This window comes from Rhodococcus sp. MPR-R1B (assembly GCF_058793255.1).
Genome location: NZ_JBXAFO010000005.1, coordinates 246,991 through 264,398, shown reverse-complemented (window position 1 = coordinate 264,398; position 17,408 = coordinate 246,991). Strand labels below are relative to the sequence as shown.

At 64.5% G+C, this 17,408-nt stretch carries 14 protein-coding genes and 1 pseudogene; 8 read left to right on the top strand and 7 right to left on the bottom strand.

Annotation, left to right across the window (positions count from 1 at the left end):
• Window positions 1-14: 14 nt before the first annotated feature.
• A pseudogene (locus AC1Q61_RS10200) lies at window positions 15-1,064 on the bottom strand (acyltransferase family protein); the annotation flags it as partial.
• A gap of 216 nt (window positions 1,065-1,280) precedes the next feature.
• Between AC1Q61_RS10200 and pgfA the strand changes: the two are divergent.
• Entirely contained in the window at window positions 1,281-2,414 is a 1,134-nt protein-coding gene (pgfA, locus tag AC1Q61_RS10195; protein ID WP_007734539.1) for a cell envelope lipid trafficking protein PgfA, read from the top strand.
• Between the two features lie 169 nt (window positions 2,415-2,583).
• Window positions 2,584-3,540: an ABC transporter substrate-binding protein gene (locus AC1Q61_RS10190; protein ID WP_215515670.1), complete on the top strand. Its 957-nt coding sequence runs from the start codon at window positions 2,584-2,586 to the stop codon at window positions 3,538-3,540.
• On the opposite strand, the gene AC1Q61_RS10185 is transcribed toward AC1Q61_RS10190, so the two are convergent.
• Window positions 3,521-4,747, bottom strand: a complete 1,227-nt coding sequence (locus AC1Q61_RS10185; protein WP_492650842.1) for a lipopolysaccharide biosynthesis protein — start codon at window positions 4,745-4,747, stop codon at window positions 3,521-3,523. The two genes, AC1Q61_RS10190 and AC1Q61_RS10185, sit on opposite strands and share 20 nt — an antisense overlap.
• 33 nt (window positions 4,748-4,780) lie before the next feature.
• Here AC1Q61_RS10185 and AC1Q61_RS10180 point away from each other — a divergent pair, with 33 nt between their 5' ends.
• Entirely contained in the window at window positions 4,781-6,520 is a 1,740-nt protein-coding gene (locus tag AC1Q61_RS10180) for an MmpA family trehalose lipid delivery protein (protein WP_042920250.1), read from the top strand.
• Here AC1Q61_RS10180 and AC1Q61_RS10175 read toward each other — a convergent pair.
• Window positions 6,467-7,681, bottom strand: coding sequence for a glycosyltransferase family 4 protein (locus AC1Q61_RS10175; protein WP_042920253.1), 1,215 nt, complete (start codon window positions 7,679-7,681; stop codon window positions 6,467-6,469). The genes AC1Q61_RS10180 and AC1Q61_RS10175 overlap by 54 nt on opposite strands.
• A 173-nt stretch (window positions 7,682-7,854) precedes the next feature.
• Between AC1Q61_RS10175 and AC1Q61_RS10170 the strand changes: the two genes are divergently transcribed.
• From AC1Q61_RS10170 to AC1Q61_RS10150, 5 genes are all read left to right on the top strand, one after another.
• Window positions 7,855-8,625 (top strand): class I SAM-dependent methyltransferase, encoded by a 771-nt coding sequence (locus tag AC1Q61_RS10170; protein WP_003945692.1) that lies wholly within the window; start codon window positions 7,855-7,857, stop codon window positions 8,623-8,625.
• Between the two features lie 4 nt (window positions 8,626-8,629).
• A complete protein-coding gene (locus AC1Q61_RS10165; RefSeq protein ID WP_042920254.1) occupies window positions 8,630-9,517 on the top strand; it encodes an ROK family protein in 888 nt (295 codons plus the stop codon).
• A gap of 139 nt (window positions 9,518-9,656) precedes the next feature.
• Window positions 9,657-10,844: a phosphotransferase family protein gene (locus tag AC1Q61_RS10160; protein ID WP_007734522.1), complete on the top strand. Its 1,188-nt coding sequence runs from the start codon at window positions 9,657-9,659 to the stop codon at window positions 10,842-10,844.
• 1 nt (window position 10,845) lies between these two features.
• The gene (locus tag AC1Q61_RS10155) at window positions 10,846-12,015 is read left to right on the top strand and encodes an Rv3169 family protein (RefSeq protein ID WP_042452600.1); all 1,170 of its coding nucleotides are present in this window, start codon (window positions 10,846-10,848) and stop codon (window positions 12,013-12,015) included.
• A 4-nt stretch (window positions 12,016-12,019) separates the two neighbouring features.
• Window positions 12,020-13,465, top strand: coding sequence for an aldehyde dehydrogenase (locus AC1Q61_RS10150; RefSeq protein WP_003945530.1), 1,446 nt, complete (start codon window positions 12,020-12,022; stop codon window positions 13,463-13,465).
• Between the two features lie 330 nt (window positions 13,466-13,795).
• On the opposite strand, the gene AC1Q61_RS10145 is transcribed toward AC1Q61_RS10150, so the two are convergent.
• From AC1Q61_RS10145 to AC1Q61_RS10130, 4 genes are read right to left on the bottom strand one after another with little or no spacing between them, the layout of a single operon-like run.
• A complete protein-coding gene (locus AC1Q61_RS10145; protein WP_042920257.1) occupies window positions 13,796-14,497 on the bottom strand; it encodes a (2Fe-2S) ferredoxin domain-containing protein in 702 nt (233 codons plus the stop codon).
• Window positions 14,494-15,555: an ABC transporter substrate-binding protein gene (locus tag AC1Q61_RS10140; RefSeq protein WP_492650841.1), complete on the bottom strand. Its 1,062-nt coding sequence runs from the start codon at window positions 15,553-15,555 to the stop codon at window positions 14,494-14,496. Before AC1Q61_RS10140 ends, AC1Q61_RS10145 begins: the two co-directional genes overlap by 4 nt.
• The gene (locus AC1Q61_RS10135) at window positions 15,552-16,370 is read right to left on the bottom strand and encodes an ABC transporter ATP-binding protein (RefSeq protein ID WP_042920263.1); all 819 of its coding nucleotides are present in this window, start codon (window positions 16,368-16,370) and stop codon (window positions 15,552-15,554) included. The genes AC1Q61_RS10140 and AC1Q61_RS10135 overlap by 4 nt, the downstream gene beginning before the upstream one ends.
• Window positions 16,367-17,374, bottom strand: a complete 1,008-nt coding sequence (locus tag AC1Q61_RS10130) for a FecCD family ABC transporter permease (RefSeq protein ID WP_007734507.1) — start codon at window positions 17,372-17,374, stop codon at window positions 16,367-16,369. The genes AC1Q61_RS10135 and AC1Q61_RS10130 overlap by 4 nt, the downstream gene beginning before the upstream one ends.
• Window positions 17,375-17,408: the final 34 nt, after the last annotated feature.

The window sequence follows — 17,408 nt, the reverse complement described above, 5'->3', positions numbered from 1 at the left end:
GCCACAGCGACGCTCAGGACGACCGTCAGGGCCAGGACGTAGAAGAAGCTGCCCGAGAACGGAACTATGCCGAACACGGGGAACACAGCGTTCAGTACGGCCAGGTGCCAGATGAACAGCCCGTAGGACCAGCGTCCGATTGCCAACGCCAGCGGGCTCGCCAGGAATCGATGCTGCGATTGATCGCGCAACACCAATGGCGCGATCAACGAAAAACTGATGATCGCGCCGAGTGCAATCTTGATCGCGTACTGCCACGGCTCCGGCCGCACCAGACCTTCGGGCCCGGCCAGATCGGTGCACGAGAGAACGAAGGCCACAAACGCAACAAAAGTCAGGAGCACCCGCCGGTGCGCGAGGCGATGCATCCACGTCGACGGGCCCACGGCCAGCTCGGCCAGCACCATGCCTGCGCCGAACCACGGCAGGTAGCCCGGCAGCCAGTTGTCGTGGTGAATGGCGTCCGGAGTCGGGATCGGAATGAAAGCCCACGTCAGCGCCAACACCGACACCCCGAGCAGAAGCGGTAGCCGGAACCGGGCCGAGCTTTCGCGTAGTCGCACCATCAGATACGCGAACAGCGGCAGCAGAACATAGAACGCCACCTCGACCGACAGGCTCCACATCTGCGTGAGGCCCTCGGTGAGTGTCAACGGCACGAACACCTGCGCCAACCCGAGATTCGCCAGCCATACCTGGTAGCCCCCGCCGGCTCCGGGCAGGAACAGCAGGATCAGCACCACCGCCACCCAGTACGCCGGCAGGATTCGCGTTGCACGCGAGATCCAATATCGGACCGTCGGCTGCGGTTGCCCGATTCCGCGGGCCTTTGCCGCGTGGGGGCGCCACAGGAGAAATCCGGACAAGGCAAAGAACACCGCTACGGCGAGATCGAGTCGTCCGAACGCGCGCCCGATCGCGCCGGACTGCGCTTCACCGGTTTGGAACGCGACATGGGTGACGAGGACACCGAGCGCCGCCAATCCACGCATACCGTCCAAAGCCGGAACGAAGCCCCGAGCCTGTGGCGGGACCGTCTGAGGGGAATTCGTGGAACTGATCATCACGGATAAGTGTGCACCCCAGGCCGATTGAGGGAAACCACCAGGGACTCACAACAAAATGCCTGGCCAATTCATGCCCTCATGCGACAAACCGGGCCGGTGGACTGTTAGTGTTCTGCCACACATGGTGTCCATCGGGGGCCCCATGCGATCTGCGCAGCTCATATTGTGCCGGTTGGGGAACCTCGAAAGACTTAACGGGTTAGGAGTCACAGCATGGCGGAACGCTCAGGGCCGAGCCGGATACTTCCTTGCATTCTGGTGGGCCTCGGTGCCTTCCTTTTGGCCATCGCCATCCTCATTCCTACCTACACGGTAGGCAAGCTGGAGAAGACGCCACTCGACCTCGAGGTGACCACTGTCGCCACAGGCACCGGTAGCGTCCTCAACTCGGCGGCCCTCCTCGGCGGAAAGGCACAGGTCGACACCAACGTGCCGATCGTCGCTCAGCGCTACGTCACCACGCAGGACCCGTCCGACGCCGACATCATCACCGTCGAAGCCGGCCAGACCGTCCGTCGTACCGACAAGCAGGGTGACACCGGACTGCTGACCGCAACCCTGGACCGCGTCACGCTCGATCGCGTCAGCTCGATGCCGACCAACGATCCGGTCGGAACCGTCCAGACGTCCAGCGACCAGCCCGCCGAAGAAGTTTCCCGCGACGGTCTGCAGTACAAGTTCCCGTTCAACACGGAACAGAAGAGCTACCCCTACTTCGACCTGAACGCTCGCGCCACGAAGGACATCGACTTCGTCGAAGAGACCGAGATCAACGGGCTGAAGGTGTACCACTTCCAGCAGACGATCGATCCCGTCGACCTGTCGAAGGTCGTCAACTCCCCCACCAACAAGCTGAGCCTGCCCGCCGACACCTGGGGCGTTCCCGGTGGCGCTACTCCGATCACGATGACGCGTTGGTACACCAACGTCCGTGACCTGTGGGTCGAGCCCAAGACCGGCGTCGTCGTCAAGGGCCAGGAGCAGTTGCACCAGTACTACGGACGCAACAAGGACTCGGTCGACGTCGAGGTTCTCAAGGTCACGCTGCCCTTCGACGAAGCAACCATCGAGTACCAGGTCCAGCAGGCACGTGACGGCATGGACAAGCTCTCGCTGTTCGGCCGCACAGTCCCGATCGTGGCAGGTGTGCTCGGCGTCATCGCGCTGATCGCCGGTATCTTCCTCGGCATTCGCGGCGGCAAGGGCGGAACTCCGGCCCGCGCTGCGCACGGCGGAACGAACCAGAATCCCAGCGGCCAGGGCTCGCCCGAGCCGGCTCCGGGTGAGCACGACTGGACCTCGGACGACACTCAGGTGATTCCGCGTCCGGATCTGCGCAAGGACTGATTCAGACAGTAAGCAGAGCGCCCCTTCCACACGGAAGGGGCGCTCTGCTGCGTTTCGGGGCTTTGTTGCCGGATCGGCGTACGGATTGGCGCAACGGGTCGTTCCCTCCGCGTGGTTGCGGGCTTAGCGTTTTCTGGAAGTCCAGACCACCCCGAACACGAGGAGCCACATGCCCGCATCAACAGTTCTGGGTTCGCACATCTGTGTCAGCGATCTGACGCGACGGAGGTTTGTTGTCGGCACGGCTGCATTCTCCGGGCTGTTCGCCGCCGGTTGCGCGACGTCCGCCGGTACCGAGGGCGATTCGGCCGGGATGCGCACGGTCACGACCTCGCTCGGAACCTACGACATTCCGGTCACCCCGAAGCGCGTCGTCGCCATCGACTCCAGACTCGACCTCGAACCAGCCGTTGCGATGGGCCTGCCGGTCATCGCGTACAGCTTCGACGCCGCCGAGCCGTGGGTTCCGGCCGATCCCACGGCACAGGTGTTCGAGGCACCGGTCAACGTCGAGGCAATTCTCGCGCTGGAACCGGACCTGATCATCTGCACCGACATCGGTGAGGCCTCCGACATGTGGCCGCTACAGCAGTTGAGCCAGACAGCGCCTGTGCTTCCGATGGACTTCACGCGCCCGTGGCGCGAGAACATCGATCAGCTGGCGAGTTGGCTGAATCGCACCGAGAACCCCGACGTCCGTCAGGTCATCGGAGCGTACGAGGACAAGGCAGCCGGATTGAAGGAACGCCACGCCCCGAGCTTGGCGAGCAAGCAGATCGTGCTGCTGAACTACGTGAATCAGAAGGTCAACGGCGTCAACCGCAAGGGCATCTCCACACAGGTGGCCGAAGACCTCGGCGTCCAGCTCCAGTGGCCGGTCGAGGGACAGAAGGAGATCTCTACCGAAAACCTCGTGACTGCCCTCGACTCGGCCGACGGAATGATCGTCACCACCCCGCCCGGCGTGGATCCCGTCAGCGACGACCGCGCGATGTGGAACCGTATCCGCGCAGTACAAGGCGACAACGTCGTCTACACGGGTGGGAACATCAACTACGGATCCGTCTACACCGCGATGCGTACGCTCGACTACTTCGACGATTTGTTCACGCGTCTGGAGAACTGACGCCGGTGTGAGGTGCCGGCCGGGCGCGGTCGGCACTTCGCACTGCGGCGACGGACACCGCCAACGCCGTCGTCGACGCAACCACCACGGCGACGCCGATCAACTCTCCCGGCGTCTTCGCCCACACCAGCATCACCGTCGCCTCCACGGCCAGTCCTGCCCACGCCAAAAGGGCCACTCGCGTGCGTTCTGACGCGATTGCGGACAGCAAAGCACCCTGGAGTACCGCCAACGCTGCACCGTGCAGAGCGAAGGCCCACAGCATCGGAGCCACGGCGGCGTACGCGTCGCCCACGAGCATCGGCACCAGCGGGCCGGCAGCCGCGGCCCCCAGAACCAGGACGGCGCCGATACCGACGAGCACCGCCAACGCCGAGCGAACCGCCTGCGCCGAGTGCGCCGGGTTCGCCATCTTCGGGTACAGCACGACGCCCACTGCCTGTGGCAGCCAGAACGCCACCTTCGTCGCGACGGCGCCGAGTGCGTAGACACCGGCGTCGTATTCGCTGAGAACGACACGGACGATCAGCAGGTCCAGCGAAGACAACGCGATCAGCGCGAGCTGAACCTGAGACGCCGCGAGCACGGAGACGACGCCGATACGCACCGGACGGTCCTCGCTCACCGAGACGGTTCGGTCGACCACTCGAACTATCGCCACCAGCAACGCAGTTCCGGCCGCGCCCGCGACCAATGCCGCGCCTGCTCCGCCGCCGAAAGCCAGAACGATCACTGCCGGAAGGACTTTCATCACCCCGGCCCCGGCCAGTACGGCGCTGAGAGTGCCGAATCGACCGTGTCCTTGCAACAACCCCTGCTCCGTGGCCAGCAGAACCAACATGGGCGCAGTCACCAATGCCGAGAACGACGCCACGATTCCGGTGTCGAGCAGCCACGCCATCGCCGGAGTGAGCGCCACCGCGAGGACGGCGACGATCGCGGTGCATCGATACCCCAACGACCGCAACGCATCTGTGCTCTTGCCACGCACCGCCTCGCGGGCGACCACCGTCTGCAACGCCAAAGCCGGAACCGCAAGTACCAACTGGGCGGCAAGCAGACTCGCGAACTCTCCGTAGCCGACCGGACCCAACCATCGGCTGGCCAACCATGCCAACAGGTACGACGCGACATTGGCCGTCATCGATCCCACCAAAACCATGCCGACCCCGGCCGCGGCGGCGCGATCGAGTGGTTGGCGAGGCATGGCAGTAATGATGCACCACGTATCGTGCGCGTCATGACAGTGCAAGCCGGATACCGCCGTTACCTGCCTGCGGCGTACAGCCTGGCGCTGGCACTGTTGATCCTCGGACCGCTGCTCGGCCCCGGCTACCTCCTGCTGCGCGACGCCGTCAGCACGCCGCGCTCGTACTTGACCGACTCCGCCCTCGGACTCACCGACGCCGCAGCCCGCGCCGTTCCCCAGGACGCGCTGATCGCAGCGTTGAGCACCGTGATCGACGGCGGACTGGTGGTCAAGTTCATCCTGCTCGTGGCGCTCTGGCTCGCCGGTTGGGGTGCGGCGCGCATGGTCGCCGTCCTGCTGCCGACGGCCGGTCTCGGTCCACAACTGGTCGCGTCGACGGTGATGCTCTGGAACCCCTACGTGGCCGAGCGCCTGTTGCAAGGACATTGGAGCCTGCTGACCGGTTATGCCGCACTGCCGTGGATCGTGTGTGCCGGAATCGGAGTTCGCCGAGCCACGCCCGGGTCCTGGTGGGCGTTGGCCGCGTCACTGGCATTCGCGGGCCTGACACCTACCGGCGCTCTACTCGCTCTGACGGCCGCACTGGTGGTAGTTGCCACCCCCGGAGGCCGAACCTCGGCCATGCGGCGTGTCTGCGGCGCTATCGGGCTGTTCCTCGTCGCCGCCTCGCCGTGGTTGGTCGCCACCTTCGTATCCGGAGCAGCAGGCGACGGTTCCGATCCGGCGGGAGTCGCCGCCTTTGCCGCCCGAGCAGAACCGGGACTCGCGACGCTCGGCAGCCTCGCCGGTCTCGGCGGTATCTGGAACTCGGCAGCGGTACCGTCCACGCGCACAACACTCTTCGCATTGGTGGGAACAGTTCTTCTGCTTGTCGTGGTGTTCGCCGGTATGCCCGCTCTGTGGCGCCGACGCCGGAATCCTGTTGTCAGTGGACTCGGACTGCTGGCCCTGTTCGCGGTGCTGGGTCCGACCATGGGCGCTACCCCGTGGGGTCTCGACGCCGGCCGATGGTCGGTCGAGGTGTTCACCGGCGCCGGTCTACTGCGTGACGCGCAGAAGTGGGTCGCGCTGGCCGTCCCGTTCTACGCACTTGCTGCGGCCGCCGCGGTGATGTGGGCAGGCAATCGGTTCTCCCTCCCCCGCCCGGCATTCTCGGTCGCCGCCGTCGTGGTGACGATCGTGGCACTGCCGGATCTGGTGTGGGGTGTCGGCGGCGCGTTGAAGCCCGTGCACTACCCCGGGTCCTGGACCGTGGTGACCGAGCAACTGCGAGACGAAACCGGTGACGTTGCAGTGCTTCCCGCCGGAATGTTCCGCGCGTTCCCCTACAGCGGTGATGCGCCGGTACTCGACCCTGCACCACGCTTCCTGCCCCTCGACGTTCTGCAGACCGGCCAACTGGTGGTTGCCGGTGGCGCTGTCGGCGGCGAGGGGACTCGGGCAACTCGGGTCGAGGACCTACTGCTGGCCGGCGGAAGTCCTACGCAGTTGGCCGATCTCGGAGTCGGATGGGTACTGATCGAGCGCGGGACACCAGGTCAACTCGGCAACTCGGCAACCACGCTCGACGGCTTGGAACAGGTCTTCGCCGACAACGATCTCGCGCTATTCCGAGTACCGGGAGACATTGCCACGCAGGAAGCCTCGACCAGTGCCCGAACTGCCGTCGTAGTTGCGCATCTCGCGTGGGTCCTGATGGGTGCGATCGCGCTGATCTCAGTCGGACTGAACCAGAACCGAATTCGACTCGCGCGGCGCGGCCAGTCCTGAGACCCACCGACCGTCCTTGTGCGCGGTCAGCACCTCGAGCACTCCGGTGCCGGTCTGTTCCCAGGAGAACTCACCGGACCACACGCGAGCTTTCTCACCGAGCACCATGCGAAGTTCGTGGTCGCGGAGCAGAGTGCCGGCAGCCTGCGTCAGATCGGCGATGTCGCCCTCGCCGGCGTTCTCGCCCCCGACCAGAAGGCCCGTCACTCCGTCGACGATCGAGTCGGTCAGACCCTTCGAACTGCGGTAACCGATCGTCGGAACACCGTGCTGCGCAGCCTCGATGACCGCCAGGCCCCACCCTTCCTTCCGCGAAGGCATGAGGTGGATCCACGATTGCGCCAGCAGTTCGTGTTTGCGAGCCTCGTCGACGTGGCCGTAGAACGAGACGGCGTCACCGATCCCCAACTCGGCGGCTCGATCGCGCAGGTTCTGCTCCCACCAACCACCACCGATGACGTCGAGATGGATGTCCGGAAGCGTAGGCCGCAGGGCTGCGACCGCTTCGAGTGCGTCCTCGATCTGCTTGTGCGGCACCAGCCGTGAGAGAACCGAGATGGTGGGACGCTCGGCCCTGGTGATCGATCCGCCCGCGTCGACGCCGACGGGGAGCCGATCGGCACCGTTACGCACCACGGCAATTCGTTCGCGCTCGACACCGAGGTCCACCAATTCTTCCGCTGAGGGAAGCGACACCGTCAGATACTGACTACGTCGATGGGTGCGCGGTGACAATCGCGATTCGACCCACCAGCCGATCCGGCCGACGAGCTTGCCTGCCACCGGCCACTGTTCGCGATGGCAGTGATGGACCAGAAGCGTGACCGGTGCACCCGCCACGGCCTTCGAGAAGAAGGGGATGCCGTTCTGGGTGTCGATCACCGCGTCGGGGCGGATGCCCTTGAGCGATCCGAAACCCAGACGTCCGGCGGCAATGGCGGCCAGAGCGCGGGGGTACACGCTGAAACGTCCACCGGCCCGGCTGATCGTGATGCCGTCTCGAACCTCCGACGCGGGCGCCCCGGGATACGACGCCGTCCGCAGCGTCACCTTGATACCGCGCTCGGCCAACTGGGATCCGACCTGCTCGAGGTAACGCTCGCTTCCACCGCCCTGGGGATGCCCGGTATCGCGCCAGCAGAGCAACAGAACCTCGCGCACGTGCGTTACTCCCTGAGTTGGTCGGTGGCCACCCCGGTTCGGGCGATCCTGCGGGATGCCCCGCCTGACCGGCCGGTAACCCTGCCGAACACCCTAACTGTTCGAGCGTCCGTATTGCCGCGCTCCTGACGGTGTTCGTGGACCGGGCGACCCAGTGGCTAAAGTTGCTACCCGTGACCAAGCCCGCAGTGACCCGCATTTTCGGCCGACGGGCAACCCTGAAACGCTCGTTCGGCCTGCTCAGCGACTTCCGCCACGAGCAGTCCGCGCCCGACATCTTCTACGGCGCGCTTGCGCGCGACTCCGTCGAATTGATCTCGGACCTGCACGAAGGTCACACCGGACGATCCCTCGACGGTCTCACTGTCCTCGACGTCGGCGGCGGTCCGGGCTATTTCGCGGAGGTCTTTCAAGCCGCAGGTGCCCGCTACATTCCCGTCGAACCCGATCCGTCGGAGATGCATGCTGCGGGTCTGACCGTGGGCGGCGCGGTGCGTGGATCCGGTTTGGCACTGCCGTTCCTGGACTCGTCCGTGGACATCTGCTTCTCCTCCAACGTGGCCGAACACGTCAGCGAGCCCTGGCTGATGGCCGAGGAAATGCTGCGCGTGACCAAGCCCGGCGGCTTGATGGTTCTCTCGTACACCCTGTGGTGGGGTCCGTTCGGCGGCCACGAAACCGGACCGTGGCACGCGCTGGGTGGCGAGTACGCAGCCAAGCGGTACCTACGCAAGACCGGACGCGAACCGAAGAACAGATTCGGGGTGTCGTTGTTCAAAGTCGGCGCCACGGACGGCTTACGCTGGGCCCGTGGAACCAGCCAGGGCACGTTGCTCGCCGCGATCCCGCGCTACCACCCGTCGTGGGCGTGGTGGATGGTCCGAGTCCCCGGTCTGCGGGAGTTCCTGGTGAGCAACCTCGTCGTGGTTCTCGAAAAGCGATAGCGACATGCGCCTCGCAGTCGACATCGGTGGTACCAAGATGGCTGCCGGGGTCGTGTCCGAGGACGGCCGCGTTCCCGTATTCGACAGCGTTCCGACGCCGCAGACCGACCCGTGGGGATCCTGTGCGGCGCTGCTCGAACGAGTCGCAGACGGCCGAGAGGTCGACGGTGTCGGCATCGCGTGCGCCGGGCCGGTGGACACCGTCGCCGGCGTCGTCGCTCCCATCAACATCACCGAGTGGGCACAAGGATTCGAGCTCGTAGCGGGCGTCCGCAGCCTCTTTCCCGACGCCGGAACCGCCCTCGCAATGGACGGAGCCGCAGCGGCATTGGCGGAGTTCCACCACGGCGCCGGACGCGGCACCCCGAACCTCCTGAGCCTGGTCGTCTCGACGGGAATCGGCGGAGGAATCGTTCTCGGCGGTGAGATTGCTCGGGGTCGCACGGGGAACGCCGGTCACATCGGCCACATCGTCGTTCCAGGATCTGCCGAACCGTGCAGCTGCGGGGGCGTCGGCTGCCTCGAGACGGTGGCAAGTGGACCGTCCGCGGTGCGATGGGCTCGTAGCCAGGGCTGGTCGGGGAACACCGGCCGTGAACTAGCCGAGGGTGCACGCAGCGGCGACGCGATCGCCGTGGACGCGCTTCATCGTGCAGGCACGGCGCTCGGTGGTGCCATCGCCTCGGCGGCTGCCCTCCTGGACGTGGACCTCGCGGTGATCGGCGGCGGTTTCGCCCAGTCGGGTACACCGCTGTGGGAACCGATGCTCGACGCGGCTGCCCGACATGCCCGTTTGTCGTTCATCGCCGGGCTCCGGATCGTTCCCGCCGAGCTGGGTGGCGCCGGAACTCTGACCGGTGCGGGCTTGCTCGCGCTCACCGCCGTTATCTGACACGCGTTCTTCCCCGATAAATCCGCAGGGAGTCCCACTAAACGGGTGCCACCTGTTCCCAATTTCTGTAACGTGTTTTAGTGTTCTGACTCACACCGTTACGGGCATTGCACGTGACGCCTACGGGAAGGAGGTGACCGTGAGCCCAGACGCTTCCTCATCTGACGTTGCCTCGACTGCTTCTTCGACCGATGAAACCGAGCATCACGCCCAGGTCGCCCGACCAAGCGATTCCCTCCGCGACACCGAAGACCTCCGTGAGCGCCTGGAACGGTGGATGGCCGGCAAGGTGCCGAGTGGATCCACTGTGACCGTCGCCGACGTCACCTTGCCCGCAGCCAACGGCATGTCCAGCGAAACCATCCTCTTCGACGCCACCTGGGACGGCGAACATCATCCCTTGGTCGCTCGGGTGGCGCCGACGGAATCGACCATGCCGGTCTTTCCTGCCTACGACCTCGAATCCCAGTTCCGCACCATGGCTCAGGTGCGCGAGCACTCGGCAGTGCCCGTACCCGCGGTGTACTGGTCGGAATCCGACCCGGACGCGTTGGGTGCGCCGTTCTTCGTGATGGAACGCATCTCCGGCGACGTGCCACCGGACGTCATGCCGTACAACTTCGGATCGTGGGTCACCGAAGCGTCACCCGAGCAGCGAAAGACCCTGCAGCGCAGCTCGGTCGACGTCCTGGCTCAGTTGCATGCCATCGACAAACCTGGTGAGCGTTTCGACTTCCTCCGACTCCCGAATTCGGGAACGACTGCACGAGAAGCATTCACGGCGCACATCGCCGAGCAGCGCGCGTACTACGAGTGGGTGGTCTCCGACGGGATCAGATCACCGCTCATCGAACGTGCCCTCGACTGGATCGAGGAGAACAATCCCGCGGACGATTCGCCGGCAGTGCTCTGTTGGGGCGACTCGCGCATCGGCAACGTCATGTACCAGGACTTCGCGCCGGTAGCCGTACTGGACTGGGAAATGGCAACTCTCGGCCCGCGGGAGATGGATCTGGGCTGGATGGCATTCCTGCACAGGTTCTTCGAGGACATCGCCGGACTGGCGAACCTACCCGGTCTTCCCGACTTCCTTCGACTGCCGGATCTCGCGCAGACCTACGCCGAGATCACCGGCCACACCCCACACGATCTGGAGTTCTACGTTACCTATGCCGCACTGCGTCAGGCGGTCATCATGTGGCGAATCCAGGCTCGCGCCATAGCTTTCGGCCAGTCACAGCGACCCGAAGACCCCGACGACATGATCATGCACCGCGCTTCGCTCGCCGCGATGCTCGACGGTACCTACTGGGAGAGGTTGGCCTGACATGCTCTCACCGATGGACGACTATCCCGTTCACCAGATCGCCGAACCGATCCGTCACGTAGCCACCTCGGATCGAAACTTCTACGACCGCTACTACTTCAACTGCTACCCCACCGAATCCCCCGACGTGTTCCTCATCGTCGGACTCGGCCAGTACCCCAACCTCGGCGTCATGGACGCCTTCGCGGTACTGCGCCGCGGTGACGACCACATCGTTGCTCGTATGTCGAAGGCTCTGGGCGCCGACCGCACCGACACCACCGTCGGGCCTTTGCGCATCGAAGTGCTCGAAGGGCTGCAGAAGCTCCGCGTCGTCCTCGAACCGGGCAGCGAATACGATCTCTCCTTCGACATCACCTTCGATGCCACCATCCCCGCGGCGCTCGAGCCCAAGCACTTTCGCCGTCAACTCGAACGAGTCACGTTCGACACCTCACGCTTCCTGCAGACCGGCACGTGGACCGGATCGCTCACCGTCGACGGGGAGGACTTCGCGATCGACCCGAAGACGTGGCGAGGTAACCGCGACCGCTCGTGGGGTGTGCGTCCGGTCGGTGAAGCCGAACCGCAAGGCAGACGCGCCGTCGACGGAATCCAGAACTTCTTCTGGATCTACGCGGTCATGCAGTTCGACGAGTTCACGATCTCGGTGATCATGCAGGAAGACGAGCAAGGCAGGCGCATCGTCGAAGAAGCCATGCGAGTGTGGCCGGACGAAGCCAGGGACAACGAATGGCTCGGCCGACCCGAACACGAACTGACGTTCTGCCCCGACACCCGCGACGTCACCGGAGCGACCATCACCTTCCACCGGCCAGGCGGTGAAGTCCTCACCGTCGCCTGCGAACTGCTGCTGGCCAACTACATCGGAATCGGCACCGGCTACGGGCTCGAACAGGACTGGCGTCACGGAATGTGGCAGGGCGAACTCGTCGTACAAGGGCTCCGCCACAAGGTCCACGAGATCGAACCGTTCCAACGCATGTTCTCCCCCGTCGACAACCTCGCGTCCTTCACGCTCACCGAAGGCACGAACACCAACACCGGCACCGGTCTTTTCGAGGTAGCCGCCATCGGACCGCACGAGAAATACGGATTCACCAGTTTCACCGACACCGCACAGGCAGACGACGCGTATGCCCTCGCGGCGACCGACAACACCGAGGAATGAATTGATGACTGACTACGACAAGCTCTACATCGGTGGAGCATGGGTGGCCCCGGCCACCGACCAGGTACTCGAAGTGTTCTCTCCCGCAACGGAGGAGCGCGTCGGCAGCTGTCCCATCGCAGCACCGGCAGACATCGACGCGGCCGTGTCCGCAGCCCGCGCGGCGTTCGAGGGACCGTGGTCACGCACCACCCCCGCCGAGCGCGGCGCGATCCTCGCCAAGGCCGCCAAGCTGATCGAAGAGCGCAGCGCGGAGATCAACCAGCTCATCTCCAACGAGATGGGCCAGCCGCCCGCCATGGTCGGCATGATGCAGCAGACCCCGTCGATGGCGACGCTGGGCTACTACGCCGAGCTGGCCGACAAGTTCGCGTGGGAAGAGAAGCGCACCGGCGCATTCGGGCAGACCAAGGTGACCCGTGAGCCCGTCGGCGTCGTCGCCGCCGTGCTGGCCTGGAACGTCCCGCTGTTCCTGGCGATCAACAAGCTGGCCCCCGCACTGCTCGCCGGCTGCACCGTACTGCTCAAGCCCGCACCCGAATCCCCTCTCTCCGTCCACGTGATCGCCGAGATCTTCACCGAGGCAGGTGTTCCCGAAGGCGTCATCTCCGTGCTCCCCGGCGGAGCCGAGACCGGCGAATATCTGGTCTCTCATGCGGGCATCGACAAGATCACGTTCACCGGATCCAGTGCCGTCGGCCGCAAGATCGGTGCCATCGCCGCACAGAACCTCAAGCGCTGCTCCCTCGAACTGGGTGGCAAGTCCGCCGCGATCATCCTCGAGGACGCCGACATCGCCGCCGGAATGCCGATGCTCGTCATGTCCGGCCTGATGAACACCGGTCAGGCCTGTGTCGCTCAGACCCGAATCCTCGCTCCCCGTTCGCGTTACGACGAGGTCATCGAGGGAATGAAGACCGCCGCAGGCTTCATGACCGTCGGCGATCCGTCCGATCCCGCAGCACAACTCGGCCCGCTGATCTCCGAGAAGCAGCGCGAGCGCGTCGAGGGTTACATCGCCAAGGGTAAGGAAGAAGGCGCGCGCGTCGTACTCGGTGGTGGACGCCCCGCCGGCCTGGACAAGGGCTGGTACGTCGAGCCGACCATCTTCGCCGACGTGGACAACTCGATGACCATCGCACGCGAGGAGATCTTCGGACCCGTTCTCTCGGTGATTCCGTACGACTCCGAGGACGAGGCCATCAAGATCGCCAACGATTCGGATTACGGCCTCGCCGGATCGGTGTGGACCACCGACATCGATCACGGACTCGAAGTTGCTGCGCAGATCCGCACGGGTACCTACGCGATCAACTGGTACGCCTTCGATCCCGGATCGCCGTTCGGTGGTTACAAGAACTCCGGTATCGGGCGCGAGAACGGACCTGAGGGCCTCGAAGCCTTCTGCGAGACCAAGTCCGTACTCATGCCGCCCGGCTACGTGGGCTGACCCACCCGGGAGTTGGCACCCTTTGCTGACAGTTGGCACCCGTTCCGACCTGCCGGAACGGGTGCCAGCCCCATGAAATGGGTGCCAACTCCCAGCGAATCCACAGATCCACCCGGTACCGTCGAAAACGAATCAGTCATCTCACAAAGGACATTCATATGCTCACCAACGCCATCAACGCTTTCCTCGCACTCTGGGGCAGCGCCTCCGTCGGCAGCAGTGGATACCAGATCCCGCCGGGAACCCTTCCCTTCGGTTCCTGAGACAGGACAACAGAACCCGCTGAGCGCACTTCGCGCTCAGCGGGTTCTCTGTTTCGCCGACCTGTATCTACCGGTCCAGAACGTGATCCTCCAATTGATTCTCCTGACCTGCGACCAATGCTTCAGCGTCACCGGCGTCCACGTGCCCGAACCAGGTACCGCCGGGGTTCGCGATCACCAACGGCCCCAGGTTGCACGGGCTCAGACAACCGGTTCCGGTCACCTTCGACGAGGTACCTTTGGCCGCCGCGCTCATCGCCCGGTGCAACGGTCCTGCTCCGTACGCCATACAGCGAGGGCCCTTGCACACCAACAGATGCCTATCGTGCTGCTCGATCACGGACCACGCCGGACTGCGATACGACGCCGGACTCGCGGTGATCGGCTTTCCCGCCGAGTCGAGTTCGTCGATCACCTGCCCGGCCACCGCACCTTCGAGCGTTTCCGATTCGTGGAGCGTCACTTCCAGTTCGGCGTCGATCCGGGTTTCGCGCCAGTTCGCAACCGCCTTGCTGGTCCACGTGAGCAGGTACCGATCCCTCGGCACCGCAACTGGAATCAACACGACCTTGTCGACGTCATCGACATGGGCTCGATCGAGTTCCTCGTGAAGGCTCGGCGAGGAGACATCGAGGTACGCAATACGAACGTCGACGTCGGTGCCCGCCTGAACAGCATCGAGCATCCGTCGTGCAGCCGACTCGTCCAGGCCGCTGACAGTCGGCCGTAAGACGACAATCACCCGACGCGAGCACCGGTTGTTGCTCATGCCGACGGCGCGGTTGTCCAGTCGATGCTGCTCGACGGAGCCAGCCCGAACTCTTCGATCTTCGCGCGCAACTGTTCCGCGCCGTAGATATTGGGGAACCCACTGGTGCCCATGGCGAGCGGGAGTACGACGAAACGGTTCTGCTTGACTGCGTCGAGGTCACGCAGGCCTTCTCGGCTCTTGATCGCGTCGATCTTGCCCTGTACTTCGTCGGCACTCTTCTTGTAGTCCATGATCACGATGATGTCGGGTTCTGACTTCGCGACGGTCTCCCAGCTCGCTTTGAACCAGGTGTTGTCGACGTCGGCGAACACATTGGTTCCCCCGGCGACGTCGATGATTCCGTTGGGGGCTCCGTTGCCTCCGCTGGTGTACAGATCTTCTTCACCGCTGTCGTAGATCAGCACCTTCGGCTTGTCGGCGGCATCTGGCGCGGACTCCAGACGTGCCAAACGTGAATCCAATTCGGTCAATGCCTCGGCGGCGGTGTCCTCGGTTCCGAACAGCTTTCCGTAATTGGTCACGTCCGCACGAAGGGCATCCCACGGACCCATCGTGCCGAGCGCGGAATCCGCTGCGGCACTCTGCCGACAACTATCGGAGATCACATATGCATCGATGTTGTTGCTCTGCAGCGATTCCGGCGTCACACCGGAGGCGCCCTTGAACAAGCCACTGTAGGAGCCGACCACCAGGTCCGCCTGCTTACCCAGAATCGTCTCCATCGTGATCGTTCCGTCCAGGTGTGGGACGTCCGCAATTCCAGGGCCGAACATCGACTCCATGACCGCGTCGTTGTTCGTGTTCAACACGACGGCCGCGAGACGATCCAAACCGCCGACTCGGAGAATGGTGCCGATATTGGCCGCATTGCTTGTCGCAACGACGTTCTCGATCGGAAGCTGGAAAGTGCTTTCGGTCCCGCAGTTCTCCAATGTCACCGAAGTCTTGTCTGCAGCTTCGTCCACCGGTGCAGTTGCCGAGCAGCCGGCAACTGTCAACAACGCTGTCGCGGCTACAACCGCACCGAACGACGCGCGGGTCTTTACCTGTATCAAAGTGCACTCTCCGAAAATGATTGTTGTAGTTGAGAATTTCGTGATTCGAATACGAGGTGTGAACGGCCTGTCGCGGGGTTCACGAGCTCGAAAGTCTCGACGCCGAAGACAGTTGCCACCACCGAGGTGGTGAGTACGTCGGATGGATGTCCGAACGCCCTGGCCACTCCATCCGCGAGCACGAGCACCCGATCGCACACTGCCGCAGCCAAATCGAGGTCGTGCAGTGCCATGATCACCGTCCGGTCCAACGACCGGACCAGATCGAGCAGTTCGAGTTGATGCCGGATGTCGAGATGATTGGTCGGCTCGTCGAGGATGAGCACACCGGCGTCCTGCGCGAGACCTCGGGCGAGAAACACCCGCCGGCGCTCACCGCCGGAAAGCGTGTCCATCGAAGAGAACCGGTGCTCGATCATTCCGACCTCGCCCAGAGCACGATCGACGACGGCATTCTCGTGCTTTCCACCGACGCTCCAGGGCTTTGCATGTGGCGTGCGGCCCAGACTCACGTACTCGTGAACTAACAAATCGGCGGGACTCTGCTCTTCCTGCGCCACAAAGGAAATGGCTTTGGCCCTCGACCGCGCGGACATCGCGTGCACGGAGTCGCCGCCGACACGAATGTCACCGCCGGCGATCGGCCCGAGACCGGCGAGAGCACGCAAGAACGTCGACTTGCCCGATCCGTTCGGACCGACGACGCCGACTACTGCACCGGCGTCGGCCGCGATGTCGACGCCTTTGACGATGGTTCGACGGTCGATGCGGACAACGACTCCGGACGCGGTCAGCGCCAGGGCTCGGGCGCTCACGAACTGCCACCGAATCGGTAGCGCCGACGGCCGAGAAGCAGGAGAAACAGCGGTGCACCGATCACCCCGGTCACCACGCTCAGCGGGATCTCGGTCGGCCGCAACGAGGTCCGCGCCACGACGTCGACCCACACCAGGAACGACGCGCCGATCAGTGCTGCCGCCGGCAACACCACTCGATGTCTGGCTCCGACAAGCATGCGTGTGACGTGCGGTATGACCAGGCCTACGAAGGCGATCGCGCCGGACACCGCAACCATCGTGCCGACCAACGCTGCCAGCACGCCGAACAGCACGTTTCGCAGGGTTCGGATGGGAATACCGAGCGAAGCCGCGACGTCCGGCCCGGCCGCCAGCGCGTCCAGCCAACCGTGCAGGGCGAACACCGCTGCCGTCAGCAGGAACACAACGATGACCGGCGCCCACAACTTGTCCCAGGATGCCCCGGCCAAACTTCCCAGGAGCCAGAACAATACGGACTGCGCGGCCTGGGAATCATTGGTACGCAGCACCAGAAAACTCGCGATCGCCGACAGGGCGGATGCGGTAACGGTGCCGGTCAGAACCAATCGCAGTGGAGTGATACCGCCTTGCAGCGTCGCGATGGTGAAGACGAGAATCGCAGCTCCCAACGCCCCGATCATCGCGCCGAAACTGAGCGCCCACACTCCCGCGCCGGCGAACAGTCCGGTGGTGATGACGGCGGTGGCACCGACACTCGCGCCGGACGACACTCCCAGCAGGTGGGGATCGGCAAGAGCGTTACGGACGAGGGTTTGCACCACCGCGCCGGCGACGGCAAGACCAGCGCCGACGGCCAGACCGAGCAGTACCCGAGGTGCTCTGATCCCCCACACGATCGCAAGTTCGGAACGCGTGACGGGTGGGCCTCCAAAGCGCGAGTGCACCACGTCCACCACAGTGGACACGGGGAGCATCTCGGATCCGAATGCCAACGCGCACACAGCAGAGAGCACGGCGACGACCAGCAGAGCGGGCAGCACGATACCCGGACTGAGCCGTCCTCGCGGCGCACCA